A 17,103-nucleotide genomic window follows, 5' to 3' on the forward strand; every position below is an offset into this window, starting at 1 on the left:
CCGGCGTCCGCCGGTCGTGCCGGGCCCCCGTTCACAGCGGACTCCGATCCGTCCCCCCGGGGCTCCACATGGGGCCGTCCTACGGTGGTGCAGGACCACCCGGATTCCGACGAGGGGGACGAACGTGACGATGGGACGACGCACCAAGATCGCCATCCTGGCGGCGGGCGCGGTGGCGAGCGCCGGCATCGCCGGCGGCGCCGTGGCGGCGACGAGCGGCGGAGGGGACCAGGCGTCCGACCTGGCGGAGGCGATCAACGAGCGCGCCGGCACCCAGATCACCGCCGACGACGTCACCGGGGCCTACCAGGACCTGCTGAAGGAGCGCCTCGACGAGGCCGTCGCCGCGGGCCGGATCACCCAGGCCCAGGCCGACGAGATGCTGGAGCGCGCGAAGGACGCCCCCGGCCTGCCCGGATTCGGCGGTCACGGGCCCGGCATGGGTCGCGGCGGCCCGGGCGGCCCCCACGGCGCCGTGCTCGACGAGGTCGCGGCGAAGCTGAAGCTCACCGAGGCCCAGATCCGCACGAAGCTCGAGGCGGGGTCGACGCTGACGAGGATCGCGAAGGCCCAGGGCGTCGCGCGAGCGGAGCTGATCGCCACGATCCGCGCCGCGCTGACGGCCGACGGCGTCCCCGCCGCCCGCACGGCGGAGCTCGCCGCGCACATCGCCGACGACACCCGCCCGGAGCCGGGCGAGCACGGCCCCCGGGGGCTTCGCCCCTAGGGACGCGTCACCCGGTCAGGGCAGCAGGTCCTGCACCCGGTCGATCAGCGCGCCCGGGTCGATGTCGATGTCATCGACCCGGGCCGCGAGGTCGCGCAGGGCGCCGCCGCCCTCGATGAGCTCCTCCACGGGGGCGCGCTGGACGACCGCCCGCAGGACGTCCGCGACGACGCCGTTCAGCGAGCCGCGGTCCTCGGCGTCGTCGACGGCCCGGACGAGCCCGGAGCGGACCGCCCGCTCGACGGTCGGCGGGTCCCAGGGGATGTCGCGGGTGCCGGCGCCCGAGCCGAACGAGAGCACCAGCTCCTCGCGGCCGACGTCGAGCTCGCAGGCGGCGCCCGCGAGGCCGTCGAGCACGATCCCCTGGACGGTCGCGTCGATGCCGCCGCCGCGATCGGCGGTGCGCGCCGCGCACGGGTCCGTGGTGGTGGAGCGCCCCAGGTCGGGGCCGCCCGTCGCGAGCGCACCCACCACCAGCGCGCCGCCGGCGAGGACGAGGACGGCGAGCGGGGCGAGCGCGGCGGGGGGCGGGCGCGGCCGGGCGGGGCCGGCGATCGCGCGCCACCCGGCGAGCACCGGCACGAGCGCGAGGAGGGCGAACAGCGCCGACACGAGGTACCCGGCGCGGAAGCCGCGGGTGATCGCCGCCTCGATCGCGCCGACCAGGTCGTCCCGCACCTGCCGCACCGCGGGGTCGTCGGCCGCGCCGTTCGCCGCGAACACCCCCTCGAGGTCGGGGACGGCCCCGCGGGGCGTCCGGGCGAACTCGTCGGACAGGTCGATCGCGACCGGCACCTTCTGCTGCAGCCCGAGGCGGGCGTCGAGCACGACCTGCGTCGCGTTCAGGGTCGCGCGGTCGCCGGCGGTGTCGAGGTCCGCGGCCAGGACGGGGGCGACCAGCGCGAGGGCGAGCACCAGGCCGACGTGCCGGGCGCCCACCGACACCGTCCCCGCCTTGCCGAGCCCCGCCGCCCCGTCGACCGACCCCGCCGTCAGCGGCGGCACGAGCAGGCCGAAGCCGGCGCCGCAGACCACGAGGGCGGCAGCGGCCCACGCCGACGACACCTCGGGCAGGTAGGCGAGCGCCACCAGCCCGGCGGCGAGCAACGGCGCGCCCGCGGCGGCGCTCCACGCCGCCCCCACCCGTCGCGACACGGGGCGGACGAGGACGGCGGCGAGGGGCAGCACGCTCACGACGAGGGCGCCCGGGAGCGGCCCGAGGCCCCACACCGTCACGATCATCAGGACGGCCAGGAACAGCGCGCCGACGAGCGCGCCGAACGCGAACACCAGCCCGAGGTTCGGCCAGAGCGCCACCCGCCCGCCGCGGGCCTCCGGCGCCAGGGCCCGCACCCGGGGGTCGGCGAGCACGACCAGGGCGAGCAGGGCCACCGGCGCCTGTGCGATGAAGATCGCCCGCCAGTCGAACAGCTCGGTGAGCACGCCCCCGACGGCGGGTCCGAGCACGGCGCCGAGCGTGCCCGCCAGCCCCCACCACGCCCGCCCCGCCGACGCCGACCCGGTGACGGCGGCCATCGCCGGCAGCGACGCGGCCAGCAGGAACGCGCCGCCGAGCCCCTGGGCCGCGCGCATCGCCACGAGGAACGGGAGCGTGTCGGCGACGCCGCAGGCGAGCGAGGCGGCGAGGAACACGACGAGGCCGACGGCCAGCAGCGACGCGGGGCGCACGACCCGCAGCACGGGGATCAGCGCGAACGCGGCCACCGCGACGACGAGGTTGTAGGCCGTGATGACCAGGGAGACGCCGGAGATGGAGGCGTCGAGCTCGCCGTAGATCTCCGGCAGGCCGAGCATGACGATCGAGGAGTCGGCGAAGGCCAGCGCGACGGCCGCGGCGAGCGGGATCGCGCCGACGCCCCCCCGCAGCACACCTCTCGTCCCCACGGCGACCCCCTGGCGGTCCGGCAGGCCCGGAGTGTCGCATCGGCCGGACGCCGCGCGCCCGGGCCGGACCCCGGTCAGTCCCCGGCGACCGCCGCGCGCAGCCGGGTCTCCCAGCCGGGGCTGTGGTCGATGCGCCGCTCCCGCCCGACCTCGTCGATGAGCTCGTCCTTGCCCATCGCCTCCAGGTCGTCCCAGCTGCGCTCGGTCACGTAGGTGGCGGTGTCGCCGTGGAGCCGCTCCACGACCATCCGCCCGCGGTCGGCGAAGCCGAAGACGGCGCAGCCGCGGAAGCCGGCGCGCCCCACCGCGGTGAAGTCGGGGCCGAGCTCCCGCATCCGCGCGAGGCGGTACTCGGCGACGCGGCGCTCGGTGTCGGGGAGGCCCTCGACGAGCGGGTCGAGGCCGTCCGGCCGCGGCCGGACGTCCCAGTTGAGCCGCGGCCCCGCCGTGCGGACGAGCGGCATGCGCGCCTCGTCGATGAGGGTGCACTCCTCGAACAGCTCGAGCAGGAGGTTCACGGCGTGCAGCAGCAGGTCGTCCTCGCGGCCCCGGGCGATCGGCCGGGTCGCCACCACCAGCCGGTCGGAGGGGTCGCGGCAGACCTGCAGCTCCAGGTGCGGCGCGGGGACGTGCGCCCGGGGGAACCGCGTGTAGCTCCAGGGGCGCACCCCGCGGACCTCCCGCTGCTCGCGGCCGTGGTGCTCGATCCACCGGGCCCACGCGAGGCGGGAGACCCGCTCCTTCGGCAGGTCGCGCCGCGGCACGTCCTCCCCGTCGGCGTTGATGCGGCTGCGGGGGCCGACGACGGCGGGCAGCAGCCTCTGCCCCGGCTCCAGCCGGGCGGGGAACCCGATCTCGCGCAGCCGGTCCGACCGCCGCGACGCGTCGGTGAGCGCGGGGGTCAGCACCGCGTCGCGCGCCACGCCCAGCAGGTGCGTGTGGAGGCGCCCGATCCGCTGCTGCGCGATCCGGACCGATGTCGGACGCCGGGGCAGCGCGCTCAGCTCAGGGTCACGTTGTACGAGGTCGTCCCGGAGCCGCGGTTGTCGACCTGCCCGGTGACGCTGCCCGAGATGGAGATGTAGACCGTGTGGTAGTCGCCGTCGTTCCACTCCCACCACCCCCAGATCGCCCCGTCGGAGGGGCGGTGGAGCTGGAAGCGGTAGGGCCGCCCGGCGACGTGGAGGGACCGGGCCTGCTCCAGGGTCGGCGACGTGTGCGTGACGCAGCCGACGAAGCCGGCGCTGGCCGCGATGCCGCAGGTCGCGCTCGTCGCCCGGGCGGGCGCGGCGCCGATCGCCGCCGCGAGCACCGCCGCGACCGCGGCCGCCAGCAGCACGTGGGCGGGGCGGACGACCCGGTTCACGGACACGGCGGGCGCCCCCCGTCCGCGTCGAGGACCTGGCAGGCCGGCAGGTCGGGGACGTCGACCCGCGCCTCCGGGGGCAGCGGCGTCGCCGGGTCGGCCATGCCGCGCGCCATCTCCGCCGCCTCCTCGGGGCTCAGCGACCCCGGGAGCGCCACGCTCGCCGCCCGGATGGCCCCCGTGGCCGGCACCCACCCCCACGGCGCCGTCAGCGACAGCCGCAGGCCCCGTGCGGCGTCCGGCGCCTCCGCGTAGACGACCTCGACCGGCAAGGGCGGCAGTGTCCGGGTGCCCTCCGGCAGGCCGCCGCCACGCGCCGCCGCGAACAGGCGGGCGAGGGCCTGCCCGTAGTCCACGCCGGGCGGGAACTCCAGGGACGCCTGCGGCGTGACGTCGTGGATCGAGGGCGAGCCGTCCGGCTGCTCGGCCCACGGCATCGGCTCGGGTCCGCCGTCCGCCGCCTGCACCGCGGCCGGGGCGGCCGCGACCGAGGCGTCGTCGGCGCACGAGGCGAGGGACAGGACGAGGGGGGCGGCCAGCGCCAGGGCGACGAGGAGCCGCCCGGCGCGACGGGGTGCGCGGTGATGGTCCATGCCACCCATACCCGGCGGACGGCGCCCTGCTTCCCGCGCCCGGACCGACCTGCACGGGCCGGGCCGGCGGACCGAGGCATTAGGGTGTGACCGTGGACGCGATGTCACCCGATGGACGGTTGGTGGCCCGCGCACGCGGCGGCGACACCCGGGCCGCCGAGGAGCTGGCCGAGCGCCACGTGCGGGCCGCGTGGAGGGCCGCCTACGCCGTCACGGGGCGCCGCGACCTCGCCGACGACGCCGTCCAGGACGGCTTCGAGCGCGCCTTCGAGGCCCTCGACCGCTTCGACCTGTCGCGTCCGTTCGCCCCGTGGCTCGTGCGGATCGTGGTCAACCGGGCGCTCACCCTCGTCACGCGCACCGCGCCGTCGGTCGAGTTCGACGAGACGGTCCACGGGGTGTCGGAGGGCGCGGAGGCGGCCCGCGAGGTCGTCGACGCCCTCATGCGCCTCGACCCCGACCGCCGTGCCGTCGTGGTGCTGCGCGTCGTCGTGGGGCTCTCCCCCGACGAGACCGCGGCGGCGCTCGACGTCCCCGTCGGCACGGTGCACTCGCGCCTGCACCGCGCCCTCGCCGACCTGCGACGCGCGCTGGAGGTGACCGCCCGGTGAACGACGACGAGCTCGAGCGCCGGATCCGCGGCTCCGTGGACGGCGTCGGACCCTCCGACGAGGTGATCGCACGGGTCCGCCGGACGGCGGCGCGCGCGGCCGGGGCGGCGCGACCGGCGGCGCGGCGCTTCCGCTCGCGGCGCGCCATCCTCGGCTACGCGCTCGCCGGCGCGGTCCTCACCGGTGGCGCCGCGACGGCCGCCGTCATGCTCTCCGGCGGCTCGAGCGCCACCGTCCCCGTGTCGCCGGAGGCCGAGGCCGCCCTGCGGGAGTCGGTCGTCGGGCGCGCCGCGTGGCTGCGGTCGGGGTACCGCGGCTCCCCGCTCGTGCAGGTCGTGCCGCGGCTGCCCTCGTTGCGGTTCCCGGAGGGGACGACGTACGGCCAGGCGCTGCGGGGCCTCGTCGCGTCCGTGGGACGCGAGGGGACGATGCCGCGGGGGACCCGCTTCGCCCCGCCCCTCCCCCGGGGCGCCGTGTGGGCGCCGTCGCGGAGCGGCCCGCGCCTCGATCTGACCGCCCCGTTCGGGTACGGCGTGCCGCGCGGCAACATCCGCGAACCCGACTTCCGCATCTCCCCGTCGCTGACCCCGCCCCAGGCCGAGCGGCTGGCGCGGGCGTACCTCGAGGGGCGGCTCACGGCGCGCCAGGCCCGCGCGATCCGGCTCGGCGTGCCGCGCCTGCCGGCGTGCCAGGTGCTGCCCCGCCGCGCCCCGTGCGACCTCGCGCCGCCGCCCGAGCCGGGATCCGCCCCCGTCGCGGGGGCGAAGGACTAGCGGCTAGGCCCGGACGTCCACGCGGGCGCCGGCGCCGGGTGCGGCGGCGGGCGGCGGCGCCGTCATCGTCTCGAGCAGGGGCAGCACGGCGCGCTGCTGCTGCAGGGCCGCCGCCATCGCCGTGAGGGCGCTCATCTGGGTCGCCGAGATCCCGTTCATCCCACCACTGCATCGGCGGGCGCGTCCGGATCCTGGAGGGACGCCCGCACGACGACGATCGCGAGGTCGTCGTGGAGGGGCCCGTCCGCGAAGGCGACGGCGGCGTCCTCGAGGCGGCGGGCGAGGTCCTGGGCGGCGAGGCCCCCGGCGCCGGTGAGCGCGGCCCGCACCCCGGCCGCGCCGAGCTCCTCGTCGCCACGGCGGGCCTCGGTGATGCCGTCGGTGAAGAGGACGAGGGCGTCGCCCGGTCCGAGGTGGACCTCGGCGTCGTCGAACCTCACGTCGTCGAACACGCCGAGCAGCCCGCCGCGGCCGTCGACCTCCTCCACGTCGCCCGACGCCCGCACCACCAGCGGGACCGGGTGGCCGGCGCGGGCGCACGCCACGCGGGCGCCGGCGCGGTCGGCGGTGACGCGGGCGACCGCCGCCGTCAGGAACGTGAGGTCCCGCCGCGCACGCCCGACGAGGGACCGGTTGACGACGCGCAGCAGGCCCGCGGGGGACGCCCCGGGGTCGGAGAGGGCGCGGATGGTCCACCGCGCCTCCGCGGTCACCGCCGCCGCCTCGGGGCCCTTCCCGCACACGTCGCCGATCACCAGGAGCCAGCCGTCGCCCTCGGGGAAGACGTCGTAGAAGTCGCCGCCGACGTCGTGCCCCTCCCCCTGCGCCCGGTACCGGGCGGCGAGCTCAAGCCCCGCCGGAGCGGGGAGCGCCGGGGGCATCAGGCTCTCCTGGAGCGTCTGGGCGATCTGGCGGTGACGCTCCTCGGACCGGCGCCGGGCCGTGATGTTCTCGTGGGTGACGACCACCCGCGTGGCCCCGTCGCTCTCGAAGCGCGCCCCGCGGGCGAGGAACCAGCGCTGCTCCGTCGGAGAGTGGCACGGGTACTCGTACTCGACGTGGTCGCGGCTCCCCGCGATCAGCTCGCGGAGGCCCGCCGCGAAACCGTCGGGCCCGCCCTCGAGCTCGGCGTCGCCGTGGGTGATGCAGGCGGCGAGGTAGCTCTCGCCGACGAAGTCCCGCCGGCCCGGGTCGTTCTCGAGGGCGAACGCACGCCACGCCCGGTTGACCATCATGATCCGGCCGGCCTCGTCGAGCACCGCGAGCTCGGTCGCCAGCGCGTCGATCGACTCCCGCGCGAGGATCCGCTCGGTGAGCAGGCGGTCGAGCGCGTCCCGCTCGCCGTCGACCACCGCCTGGGCGTCCTCGACGACGGCCCGCGCCTCGTCGGCGACCGTCGCGGGTTCCGGCGGCGGCGGCGGCAGGGACGCCGGCGTGCCGCCGCGGCGCGCGGCGATCGCCGCCTCGAGCGCCGCGATCAGGTCGGGGCGCACGAGGTCCGACCGGCGTGCGCGCTCCAGCGCGAGGTTGGCGTGCAGCAGCCGCAGCTCGGCCTGCGCCGGACCCGTCCCGAGGGGCGGCGCCAGGTCGGTCACGCCCAGCAGCATCCGCTCGACGTCGAGGTCGGCCTGCCGGCGCCCCGCCGCCCCGTCCTCCGCCGGGGCCCCCGGCCCCGGGTGACTGTCCATCCGTTCCGTCGTCATGCCCGTCCTATGTTCCCCGACGGGCGCGGATCCTCACCCGTCGGCCGGTCCCGCGCCGGTACCCTCGCCGGGTGCGCATCGTCACGGCCCCGACGGCGGCGGCCCTGCGGCTCGACGACGACCTCGTCGTGCACGGGGACAACGCCCACGTGCTCCCCCTGCTGCCGGACGCCGCGTTCGACCTCGTCTACGTCGACCCCCCGTTCAACACGGGGTCGCGGAGGACGCGCCGGGGGATCGTCACCGAGCGCGACGAGGACGGCGACCGCACCGGGTTCGGCGGTGCCCGGTACCGCACGCGGACCGTGGGCGGCGGCTGGTACCCGGACGCCATCGACGACTACCCCGCCTTCATCCGCCCGCGGCTGGAGCAGGCGCGGCGGCTCCTCGCGCCGTGGGGGACGTTGTACGTGCACCTCGACTACCGCGAGGCGCACCACGTCAAGGTCATGCTCGACGAGGTCTTCGGCCGCGACCACTTCCTCAACGAGATCATCTGGGCCTACGACTACGGCGCCCGCACCACGCGCCGCTGGCCCGCCAAGCACGACACGATCCTCGTCTACGTGCGCGACCGGAGCCGGTACCACTTCGACGCGGGCGAGGTCGACCGGGAGCCCTACATGGCGCCCGGGCTCGTGACGCCCGAGAAGGCGGCGCGGGGCAAGCTCCCCACCGACGTGTGGTGGCACACCATCGTCGGCACCAGCAGCCGCGAGAAGACCGGGTACCCGACCCAGAAGCCAGAGGGGATCGTGCGCAGGATCGTGACGGCGTCGTCGCGACCGGGCGGCTGGTGCCTCGACTTCTTCGCCGGCAGCGGCACGCTCGGCGCCGTCGCGGCGGGGCTGGGCCGCCGGTACGTCCTCGTGGACGAGAGCGCCGAGGCGGTGGCCGTGATGCGCCACCGCCTCGACGGGGGCGCCGGCGTCAGCCGCCCGGCGCCGGCGGACGACCCGGCAGGTCCGTGACGCCCAGCCCGTGCCCGGCGAACGCGATCAGGTCGGGCATCGCGAAGTCACCGGGGGTCGCGGACGGCAGGAACGGCCGCCAGTCCGGTTCGTTGCGCAGGTACGACGAGGGGTCCGCCTCCATCAGGCCGAGGAACACCTCGGCCACGATGCGTCCCCCCACCTCACCGAGGTGCTCGCCGTCGGCACGCACCTCGGCCTCCCGGAGGATGTAGAACCAGAGCGGCGCGGGTCCCCCTCCGGGCAGGCCCAGCTCGTCGTCGGTGAGGACGTCCGCCCCCATCCGGCCGGCCACGTCCTGACCGGAGGGCAGCAGCATCCGCGCGCCGCGGGTGAGGTTGCGGTCGATCAGCGACGGCCGGGCGCCGCCGATCTCCGGCGGCAGGGCCTTCAGCGGGTCCGCGAGGCGCGTGTCGATGCGGCGTGACAGCTGGAGGTCCGCGGAGCCCGCGCCCTGCACCTCGAAGAACCTCCCCCACTCGATCGTCCAGAACGGCGGCAGGATGCGGAACCCACCGAAGTGGCCGAGCGGCTGCGCGGCGACGGGGTCCGGGAGGAACGTCGGGAGCGGGCCGACGAGCGTGTTCAGGCGGTACCGGCCGCGGATCTGCGAATGGCCGAACCGGTACGCCGCGACCGAGAACTCGACCGGCATGAACGGCTCGTTGCGCCAGTCGTAGAACCGGCGGTCCACGCGCGGCACGGGCCCGTCCTCGTCGAGGACGTCGGCGAGCATCTCCTCACCGACGGTGCGGCGCAGGAAGTCGTGGATCACGAGCCACTGGTAGTGCCAGCGCACGACCCGCTGCGCGGCGTCGAAGAGCGTCTCGCTGCCGCGCCGCATGGACGGGTCGCCGGAGACGGCGTCCACCACGGCGTTGTGGAACTTCAGCATCGTGAGCTGAAGCTGGCTGACGAAGATGTTCTCGTCGTTGCGCGGATCGCCGATGAGGGCGGTGTCCTGCACGTTGCGCGGCAGGTCGTCCTCGTCGTCGTGGCGGCCGATCAGCATCTTCTGCCCGTCGGCGGTCCGGTCGTAGAGGAACGGGTCGTCGACGGGCCCGCGCCCGTAGACGCAGTCCAGGTCGAAGCGCGGGCTGCGGAAGTTCGTCAGGGCGTCGGGGTCGTTCTGCCGTTCCAGGCTCGACGCCGGATCGAACGTCAGGTCGTGGTCGATGAACTGGCCGAGGTACGTGTACCCGGCCGGGATCGTGGGGTTGTCGAGCTCGGGCGTCGGCCCGGTCGCGTTCTCGGGGATCGTCGCGGCGATCTCCGCGATGCGGGCGTCGCTCGGCACGAACGGCGTCAGCCGGAACATCCGGCCGAAGCGGCCCTCGTGGAGCCGGGACACCGGTACGTAGGAGGCCCCGCGCATCTCGTAGCCGTGGCCGCGGGCGGAGCGCGAGCCGCACCCCATCTCGTGGGCGGCGGTGGCCGTGGCCATCAGCTGCTCGGTGGTGCGCGGCGCGTGGATCTGGCGGGTGGCCACACCGTTCTCGTGGACGATCGACATGGAGTCCTCCTGTCGGCGTCGATCGGTTGGCGGTCGGGTGGCGTGGGTGACCGGTCGCCGTGCACACCGGCGGCGCGGTCCACGTCGATCATCCCCCGGCGGTGCGTGCGCGGGGAATCACCCGCCCCGGGGATCGGGCGGCCGCCCGACGCCGCTCTCCGGCGGAGTGCCCCCGCCGGGCGGCGGCGTGCGGGCGAGGTGGCGGCGGAAGGCCAGCATCTGCCGCCGCCAGTACCAGCGGACCAGGGGGCGCAGGAGCCGGGCGCCGGGACCCGTGAACGTCTCCTCGCTGCGGATCGCGCAACCGCCCGGCCGGGCCGGGAACCGGAACGCGTGGTGCCCCTGGATGCCGAGGCCGGGCGCCTCCCACACGACCACCCGGGGCGGGTCGGCGACGGTGACGACGCCGACGAACGTGAAGGGCCGGTGGCCGAGGCGGAGGCGCGCCCCGACGGTCCAGGGGTCGCCGTCGACCCACGCGGCGTCCCGCGAGCCCATCCAGTCCCAAACGGGCCAGTCCTCGACCCGGGCAAACACCTCCCAGGCGTGGCCGGGATCAACCGGCAGCGGCAGCTCGCCCACGACACGCAGGGTGCTCATGGGCGGCGACGACCCTCGAGCATCACTCGATCCATGGCCCGTCGGGCGCGCGGCGGGTGCCCCCGGAGGTCGGGCGCGTCGGGAGGCCTCGGAGGGTGATACGACAACACGTACGCTCGCGAGGTCACATCTTGACAGGCTGAGATGGCCGTCACGAAGGGATTCTGCAGGATGCACGGCGCCGGATGCGGTAAGACGTCGGGCCGCGCCGCCGGGCTCGGGCATCCCGTCCCACGCGGGTCGTGGAAACACTCGATGCGACGTCGAGTGTGGGCTGCAGAGTCTCGACTGATGATCGAGGGTCCCTCGTCCGCGACGGTCCGGGCGGGACGGGGTCCCGCGCGTGTGCGCCACCACGACTTCGCCGTGCGGCGGCCGGTCCCTCTCCCCCGCCCCCCGGTCCGGGACGCGAGGGAAAACGACGAGAACCTCACTTACGTGGAAAGGTCGGGCCCCGGCGGGGACGACACGGACGGGGGCGTCGTCGTATCGTCGTGGTGCCCCCGGGGTCGCGCCCGGGAGTGGATGCGCACCGCGGGGTCGGGAGGGTGGTCCTGCCGGCCCCGCACCTGCGCGCCGCGCCTCAGTCCGCGGGGGTCGGCACCACGTGCAGGTGACCGGCGCGGGCGGGCGGGGCGGGTTCGCGCAGCTCGGCCCAGACGCGGGTCGGCTCGCAGCTCTCCAGGCCCCACCGCTCGGAGAGGCCGGCGACGATCAGGAGTCCGCGGCTCTCGCACCCGTCGGCGAGGGGGCGGAAGCGGAACCCGAGGCCGTCGTCCTCGACCTCGACCCGGACGCGGTCGGCGCCCTGGACGACGCGCAGGCGGATCGCCTGGCCGTCGGCGAGGCCGGCGTGCAGCACGGAGTTGGTGACGAGCTCCGACACCACGAGCACGAGGTGCTCGAACACGTCGGCGTCGAGGCGCTCCCACGACCGTCGCCGGAGGGCGTCGCGCGCCGAGGCGGGGGCCCGGTCGGTGGCGGCGAGGCTCTCGTCGACCATCACCACGGCTGGATCACGCGGCCCCGGCGGGGCCGGGCGTCCCGGCGGGGAGGGCGGCCGGCTCGGGGGCGGCACGCACGACGACGCAGTAGGGGCCGACGGCGCGCAGTCGCGCACCGGCGATCTCGTCCTCACCGCAGACGATCGCGGTGATCTCCCCCGTCGCCTCGTCGAAGACGACGTCGGTGAGGGCGCCGACCGCGTTGCCGTCGTCGCCGAGCACGAGGCGCCCGTCGAGGTCGAGGTCCCCGTGGACGACGGCCTTCTCGTGGTCGTCGGCGGGGGCGCGGAGGGAGTCCTCGCCGGTGACCACGATGCCGTCGGGGCCGAAGCCGACGATGTCCGCCCACGCGACGAGCTCGGCCTTCCGGCGTCGTCCGCCGACGTGGAGCGCGGTGATGCGGTGGGCGCCGACGTCGACGACGACGTGCTTGAGGTCGCCGACCGTCTCGGCGCTGGCCCGGCTGAGCACGGGGCGCCCGTCGGCCTCGCTGAGGCGCATCACGACGTGCCCTCCTTCAGCCGGGCCCGGAAGTCGGCGACGGCGCTGCCGAACCCGGAGAGGTCGTCGTGCACGAACTGCTCGGTGGCGGCGGGGACCATCAGGGTGGTGCCGGACACGGCGATGGTGTCGTCGACGGGGATCAGGAGGGTCGCGGCGGTGCGGTCGCGCGCGACGTCGGGGCCGTCGACCTCGAAGCCGACGATCGACGCGTCGTCGCCGACCTCGACGATCACGTCGACGACGGTGCCGAGTGCGGTGCCGGCGTCGGTCATGACGGTCGCGCCGATGACGTCGCGCTCACGGGCCTCGGCGGAGGCCGCGTCCATGACGGGGTCGCTCGCCACGAGGGCGCCGCCGTCGATCATGACGGCGTCGCGGCCGAGGGCGCCGACGGCGCTCCACGGCAGCACCTCCTTGAGGGGCGAGCCGAGGAAGCCGCGCTTGTTGAGCGTGAAGCCGACGAGCGACGCCGAGCCGTGGGCGATGACGACATCCTTGACCTCGGCGATCGCCTCCCCGCCGTCGCGGGTCACCACCGGGCGACCGGTGATCTCACGGGCCCGCATGAGGACGCTCATCGCCCGCGCCGCTTCCGCGCCGCGACCACGCCACCGGCGCGGCGCCGACGCTGCGCGACGACGCCGATCGCGCCGACGACCAGGACGAGCACCACGATCGTGAGAAGGATCTCCATGCCGCCACCCCCACCGAAGGACCGGAACCTGCGGTGGGTGATGCCCCCGGGCGGCCCGCGGGACACCAGGCACCCGTCCCGCGGCGCGTCGCCCCGCCCCCGGCCGCGGGCGCCGGTCAGTCGAGGTCCCACCCGAAGTAGACCTCGATGGTCCGGATGCGGTCCCCGTCGAAGCCGAGGATCTCGGTGTTGCGGAACCGGGTGCCGTCGGCGCGCGTGCACTCGTACGTCACGAGCACCTCGTCGCCCGGGATCTCCCGGAGCCGGACGAACGCGAAGCCGGTGAGGGTCCCGGCGCCCGGCCAGCACCGGTCGAACCAGGCGGCGCGGTCGATGCCGACGTCGGGGGGCGCCGAGAACACAAGGTCGTGGTGGAGCAGTCCCTCGACGGCGTCGCGGTCGCCGGCGGCGAACGCCGCGTAGGAGGCGCGGGCGAGGGCGGTGCGGTCCGTGGTGGTCATCGGGTCTCCAGGTGTCGTGGCGGGGTCCCGGGTCGACCGGGCGCGGCGGCGGGGGTCATCGGTGGCGGTCGCGCCGCGACGCGTCCGGATCCGCGGATGTCCGGATCCGTGGCCGACGCGTCCTTGCCCCGCCCGGCCGCGGGACGGAGGGTCGCGGTGCGGTCGCCCTCCCGGCGCGGCGGGTCCCCCCGCCCCGAGACCGCTCACGGTGACCACACACGGAGAGGTGTGACGCATGGGAACGGACACGGGTGAGCGCGGCACGATCGTCATGATCCACGGCTTCTGGGTGACCCCCCGCAGCTGGGAGAACTTCGTGGCCCACTACGAGGCGAAGGGGTACCGGGTGCTGACACCCGCCTACCCGGGGTTCGAGGTGGAGGTGGAGGCGCTCAACGCCGACACCGGGCCGATCGAGTCGATCACGGTGCCGCAGATCGTGGAGCACCTCGAGGCGGTGGTCGGGGCGCTGCACACGCCCCCCATCCTGATCGGCCACTCGGCGGGCGGCGTCTTCACGCAGGTCCTGCTCGACCACGGGTACGGCGCCTGCGGCGTCGCGATCAACTCGGCGCCCACGGAGGGCGTGGCGGTGGTGCCGCCGTCGCAGGTGAAGGCGGCGTTCCCGGTGCTGAAGAACCCCTTCAAGCGGCACGGGGCGGTCGGCCTCGACGCCGAGCAGTGGCACTACGCGTTCACGAACGGCATGGACGAGGAGCGCTCCCGGGCGCTGTGGGAGCGGTACCACGTGCCCGCCTCGGCGAGCATCTTCTGGGAGAGCGCCCTCGCCACCCTCCAGCCCGGCCACCAGGGCTAGTGGGTCGATTACCACAACGCCGACCGTGCCCCGCTCCTCTTCATCTCCGGCAGCGACGACCACCTGATGCCGCCGTCCGTGCAGCGCTCCAACGCGAAGCACTACAAGGCCGAGGGGACGGTCACCGAGATCGTGGAGTTCCCCGGACCGCACCTGCTGCCCGCCGCCGACGGCTGGGAGGCCGTCGCCGACCACGCGCTGGAGTGGGCCGAGCGCCACGCGCGGACGACGGCCGGCTGACGGGGACGGCACCGCGTCCGGGGGTGGAGCCCCTCCGCATCACGCACGTCGGGGGGCCGACCGCGCTCATCGAGGCCGGCGGGTGGCGTCTGCTCACCGACCCCACCTTCGACCCGGCCGGTGGCGCGTACCGGTTCGGTTGGGGCACCGGGTCGCGGAAGACGGCCGGCCCGGCGGTGCCCGCCGCCGACCTCCTCCCCGTCGACGCGGTGCTGCTCACCCACGACCACCACGGCGACAACCTCGACGTCGCCGGGAGGGCGTTCCTGCCGTCCGCGGGCGTCGTCGTCACGACCGCCTCCGGCGCCCGGCGCCTCGGCGGGGCGGCCCGCGGGCTGCACCCCGGGGACGCGACGACGCTGGAGGCGCCCGGGCGTCCGGCCGTCGAGGTCACCGCCACCCCCTGCCGCCACGGACCGCCGCTCAGCCGCCCGGTGGTCGGCGACGTGATCGGCTTCGCCCTGGCGTGGGAGGGGCGGCGGGGCGTCCGGCTGTGGATCACGGGCGACACCGTCATGTTCGCCGGGCTCCGGGATGCCGCCGCGGCGATGGACGTCGACGTGGTGGTGCTCCACATGGGCGGCGTGCGGTTCCCCGTGACCGGCCCCGTCCGGTACACCCTGACGGCCCGCGAGGCGATCGAGCTGATCGCCCTCGCGGACCCGCGCGTCGCGGTGCCCGTCCACTACGAGGGGTGGCGCCACTTCCGCCAGGGCCGCCCCGCCATCTCCCGCGCGCTGGCCCGCGCGCCCGCCGACGTCGCCCGCCGTGTCCGCTGGCTGCCGATCGGGGAGCCCACCACCGTCGATCCCTAGACGGGCGGGCGCCACCGGGCGGCCGGCGCGTCCATACTGCGGGGGTGCCCCACCGCACGGTCATGCTCCTGGCCTTCGAGGGCGCCGGCCTGCTCGACGTGTCGGGTCCGGCGGAGGTCTTCGCGGTCGCGAACGCCATCACGCTGGGAGACGCGTACCGCGTCGTCATCGCCTCGCCCGACGGCCGCGACCCGGTGAGCAGCTCGGGGTTCCGGATCGGGGTGGCCGGCGCCGCCGGCGACGTCGCCGGCCCCCTCGACACGGTGATGGTCCCGGGCACGTGGACCTGGCCGGAGGCCATCGGCGACGCCGCGTTGCTCGCCGCGGTCTCCGACGCCGCCGCCCGCAGCCGCCGCGTCGCGGGGGTCTGCGTCGGCGCCCTCATCCTGGCGGCGGCGGGCCTGCTCGACGGCCGGCGGGCCACCACCCACTGGCAGTTCCTCGACGAGCTCGCCGGGCGCTTCCCCGCCGTGCGGGTCGAGCGCGGCCCGATCTTCGTCCGCGACGACGGCGTCTACACGTCCGCCGGCGTCAGCGCCGGCATCGACCTGGCGCTCGCGCTGGTCGAGGACGACCTCGGCGCCGCCGTCGCCCGCCGCGTCGCGCGCCACCTCGTGGTCTTCATGCAACGCCCGGGCGGCCAGTCGCAGTTCAGCGTCCGCCTCCGGGCCGAGCCGCCGGAGCGCTCCCCGCTGCGGGCCCTCCTCGACGCCGTCGCCGACGACCCCGCGGGCGACCACCGCCTCGCCGCCCTCAGCGCGCGGGCGGGGTTCAGCGAACGGCACCTCACCCGCGTCTTCGCGCGCGAGCTGTCGACCACCCCCGGGCGGTACGTGGAGCAGGTGCGCGTCGAGGCCGCCCGGGCGATGCTCGAATCGTCGGACGCGTCCCTCGACGTCATCGCCCGCCGCTGCGGCCTCGGGTCGGCCGAGACGCTCCGCCGCGCGTTCGCCCGCACCGTGGGCGTCACCCCCCACGCCTACCGGCGGCGCTTCGCGACGACCGGCGTCGCCGCCCTCGCGCTCGACGAGGCCTGAGGAGCCCCCGTGGCCACCGAGGACGACGTCCGCCGCATCGCCCTGTCGCTGCCGCGGACGACCGAGAAGCCGTCGTACGGCGCCCCGGGGTTCCGGGTGGGGGACCGCCTGTTCGCGCGCATCCACCAGGACGGGGGCCTCCTCGTGGTGTGGTGCGAGGACGAGGCCGAGAAGGAGTCCCTCCTCGACGGCGACCCCGCCGTGTTCACGACGACCCCGCACTACGACGGGCACCCCATGGTGCTCGTGCGCCTCGACGCCGTCGGCGACGACCAGCTCGACGCGCTCCTCACCGACTCGTGGCGCATCCGCGCGCCCGCCCGGGTGCGCGCGGCCCTCGACGCCGCACGCGACCGGGGCGCCTGATCCCCCGGGGCGCCACGGCGGCGGCCGCGTTCGTGCTCGCCTGCCTCGGGGCGTGGCTCGGCGTCGCGACCCTCGACTCGTGGCTCCTCGGCGTGGTCCTCGCGATCGGGTGCGCGTCGACGGTCCCCGCCGTCACCGCGATGCCCGCCCGCCGCGGCCCCCGCCCCGCCCGTCCGGCGGCGGCCGGCGCATGGACCGCCGGGCGCCTCGCGCGCGGGGCCGGTCTCGCGGTCGCCGTCGTCGCGGGCGCCGCGCTCGTCGGCGTGGCGCTCGGCCTGCGGGACGGGGACCTCGCGGTCTTCGTCGCGGCCGTCGCGGCCGGCGCCGGCGCCGCGGCCGCGGGGGTGTCCCCCGGCGGCTGAGCGGACCGCCGGACCCGCCGCCCCGCGGCGCGTCCGCCGCC

Annotated in this window: 20 protein-coding genes and 1 pseudogene; 9 read left to right on the forward strand and 12 right to left on the reverse strand. The window is 76.3% G+C overall.

From position 1 onward, the window contains the following. Nucleotides 1-124: 124 nt before the first annotated feature. Nucleotides 125-727, forward strand: a complete 603-nt coding sequence (locus IU369_RS11910) for a hypothetical protein (protein WP_217921201.1) — start codon at nt 125-127, stop codon at nt 725-727. 15 nt (nt 728-742) lie between these two features. Here IU369_RS11910 and IU369_RS11915 read toward each other — a convergent pair whose 3' ends face one another. From IU369_RS11915 to IU369_RS11930, 4 genes are all read right to left on the reverse strand, one after another. Further along, entirely contained in the window at nt 743-2,632 is a 1,890-nt protein-coding gene (locus tag IU369_RS11915) for an MFS transporter (protein WP_217921202.1), read from the reverse strand. Nucleotides 2,633-2,706: 74 nt separating this feature from the next. Then, complete coding sequence (locus IU369_RS11920; protein WP_217921203.1) at nt 2,707-3,555, reverse strand: hypothetical protein; 849 nt, start codon at nt 3,553-3,555, stop codon at nt 2,707-2,709. A gap of 77 nt (nt 3,556-3,632) precedes the next feature. Continuing rightward, nucleotides 3,633-4,004 (reverse strand): hypothetical protein, encoded by a 372-nt coding sequence (locus tag IU369_RS11925; RefSeq protein ID WP_217921204.1) that lies wholly within the window; start codon nt 4,002-4,004, stop codon nt 3,633-3,635. Then, the gene (locus tag IU369_RS11930; protein ID WP_217921205.1) at nt 3,995-4,591 is read right to left on the reverse strand and encodes a hypothetical protein; all 597 of its coding nucleotides are present in this window, start codon (nt 4,589-4,591) and stop codon (nt 3,995-3,997) included. The genes IU369_RS11925 and IU369_RS11930 overlap by 10 nt, the downstream gene beginning before the upstream one ends. Before the next feature lie 122 nt (nt 4,592-4,713). Here IU369_RS11930 and IU369_RS11935 point away from each other — a divergent pair, with 122 nt between their 5' ends. After that, complete coding sequence (locus IU369_RS11935; RefSeq protein WP_217921206.1) at nt 4,714-5,202, forward strand: RNA polymerase sigma factor; 489 nt, start codon at nt 4,714-4,716, stop codon at nt 5,200-5,202. Then, nucleotides 5,199-5,975, forward strand: a complete 777-nt coding sequence (locus IU369_RS11940) for a hypothetical protein (protein ID WP_217921207.1) — start codon at nt 5,199-5,201, stop codon at nt 5,973-5,975. The genes IU369_RS11935 and IU369_RS11940 overlap by 4 nt, the downstream gene beginning before the upstream one ends. A gap of 3 nt (nt 5,976-5,978) precedes the next feature. Here IU369_RS11940 and IU369_RS11945 read toward each other — a convergent pair whose 3' ends face one another. Together IU369_RS11945 and IU369_RS11950 are read right to left on the reverse strand one after the other, a co-directional pair. Continuing rightward, complete coding sequence (locus IU369_RS11945) at nt 5,979-6,134, reverse strand: hypothetical protein (protein WP_217921208.1); 156 nt, start codon at nt 6,132-6,134, stop codon at nt 5,979-5,981. Beyond that, nucleotides 6,131-7,663: a PP2C family protein-serine/threonine phosphatase gene (locus IU369_RS11950; RefSeq protein WP_217921209.1), complete on the reverse strand. Its 1,533-nt coding sequence runs from the start codon at nt 7,661-7,663 to the stop codon at nt 6,131-6,133. The genes IU369_RS11945 and IU369_RS11950 overlap by 4 nt, the downstream gene beginning before the upstream one ends. Before the next feature lie 86 nt (nt 7,664-7,749). Here IU369_RS11950 and IU369_RS11955 point away from each other — a divergent pair, with 86 nt between their 5' ends. Beyond that, entirely contained in the window at nt 7,750-8,649 is a 900-nt protein-coding gene (locus tag IU369_RS11955) for a DNA-methyltransferase (RefSeq protein ID WP_217921210.1), read from the forward strand. Here IU369_RS11955 and IU369_RS11960 read toward each other — a convergent pair. The 6 genes from IU369_RS11960 to IU369_RS11985 all read right to left on the reverse strand — a co-directional run bounded on the left by IU369_RS11960 (nt 8,609) and on the right by IU369_RS11985 (nt 13,425). Then, entirely contained in the window at nt 8,609-10,162 is a 1,554-nt protein-coding gene (locus IU369_RS11960; protein WP_217921211.1) for a peroxidase family protein, read from the reverse strand. The two genes, IU369_RS11955 and IU369_RS11960, sit on opposite strands and share 41 nt — an antisense overlap. Nucleotides 10,163-10,279: 117 nt before the next feature. Then, nucleotides 10,280-10,762 carry an SRPBCC family protein gene (locus tag IU369_RS11965; RefSeq protein ID WP_217921212.1) on the reverse strand — a complete coding sequence of 161 codons (483 nt, stop codon included), beginning with the start codon at nt 10,760-10,762 and terminating at the stop codon, nt 10,280-10,282. A gap of 583 nt (nt 10,763-11,345) precedes the next feature. Next, nucleotides 11,346-11,765 (reverse strand): ATP-binding protein, encoded by a 420-nt coding sequence (locus IU369_RS11970; RefSeq protein ID WP_246551502.1) that lies wholly within the window; start codon nt 11,763-11,765, stop codon nt 11,346-11,348. A 13-nt stretch (nt 11,766-11,778) separates the two neighbouring features. Beyond that, nucleotides 11,779-12,267, reverse strand: coding sequence for a PRC-barrel domain-containing protein (locus tag IU369_RS11975; RefSeq protein ID WP_246551504.1), 489 nt, complete (start codon nt 12,265-12,267; stop codon nt 11,779-11,781). Then, nucleotides 12,267-12,848, reverse strand: coding sequence for a PRC-barrel domain-containing protein (locus IU369_RS11980; protein WP_217921215.1), 582 nt, complete (start codon nt 12,846-12,848; stop codon nt 12,267-12,269). Before IU369_RS11980 ends, IU369_RS11975 begins: the two co-directional genes overlap by 1 nt. 232 nt (nt 12,849-13,080) lie before the next feature. Then, complete coding sequence (locus IU369_RS11985; RefSeq protein ID WP_217921216.1) at nt 13,081-13,425, reverse strand: nuclear transport factor 2 family protein; 345 nt, start codon at nt 13,423-13,425, stop codon at nt 13,081-13,083. A 235-nt stretch (nt 13,426-13,660) separates the two neighbouring features. Between IU369_RS11985 and IU369_RS11990 the strand changes: the two are divergent. From IU369_RS11990 to IU369_RS12015, 5 genes and pseudogenes are all read left to right on the forward strand, one after another. Beyond that, nucleotides 13,661-14,482 (forward strand): annotated as a pseudogene (locus tag IU369_RS11990) (alpha/beta hydrolase). Nucleotides 14,483-14,505: 23 nt separating this feature from the next. Next, nucleotides 14,506-15,297 (forward strand): MBL fold metallo-hydrolase, encoded by a 792-nt coding sequence (locus IU369_RS12000; protein ID WP_217921219.1) that lies wholly within the window; start codon nt 14,506-14,508, stop codon nt 15,295-15,297. Nucleotides 15,298-15,359: 62 nt separating this feature from the next. After that, nucleotides 15,360-16,334, forward strand: a complete 975-nt coding sequence (locus IU369_RS12005; protein WP_425516821.1) for a GlxA family transcriptional regulator — start codon at nt 15,360-15,362, stop codon at nt 16,332-16,334. A gap of 9 nt (nt 16,335-16,343) precedes the next feature. Further along, on the forward strand, nt 16,344-16,700 hold the full coding sequence (locus tag IU369_RS12010) for an MmcQ/YjbR family DNA-binding protein (RefSeq protein ID WP_217921221.1): 357 nt from the start codon (nt 16,344-16,346) through the stop codon (nt 16,698-16,700). Between the two features lie 32 nt (nt 16,701-16,732). After that, a complete protein-coding gene (locus tag IU369_RS12015; protein ID WP_217921222.1) occupies nt 16,733-17,062 on the forward strand; it encodes a hypothetical protein in 330 nt (109 codons plus the stop codon). Nucleotides 17,063-17,103 lie beyond the last annotated feature (41 nt).

Origin of the sequence: Miltoncostaea oceani, from assembly GCF_018141545.1 — a bacterium.
In the GTDB taxonomy this organism is placed as follows: Bacteria; Actinomycetota; Thermoleophilia; order Miltoncostaeales; family Miltoncostaeaceae; genus Miltoncostaea; species Miltoncostaea oceani.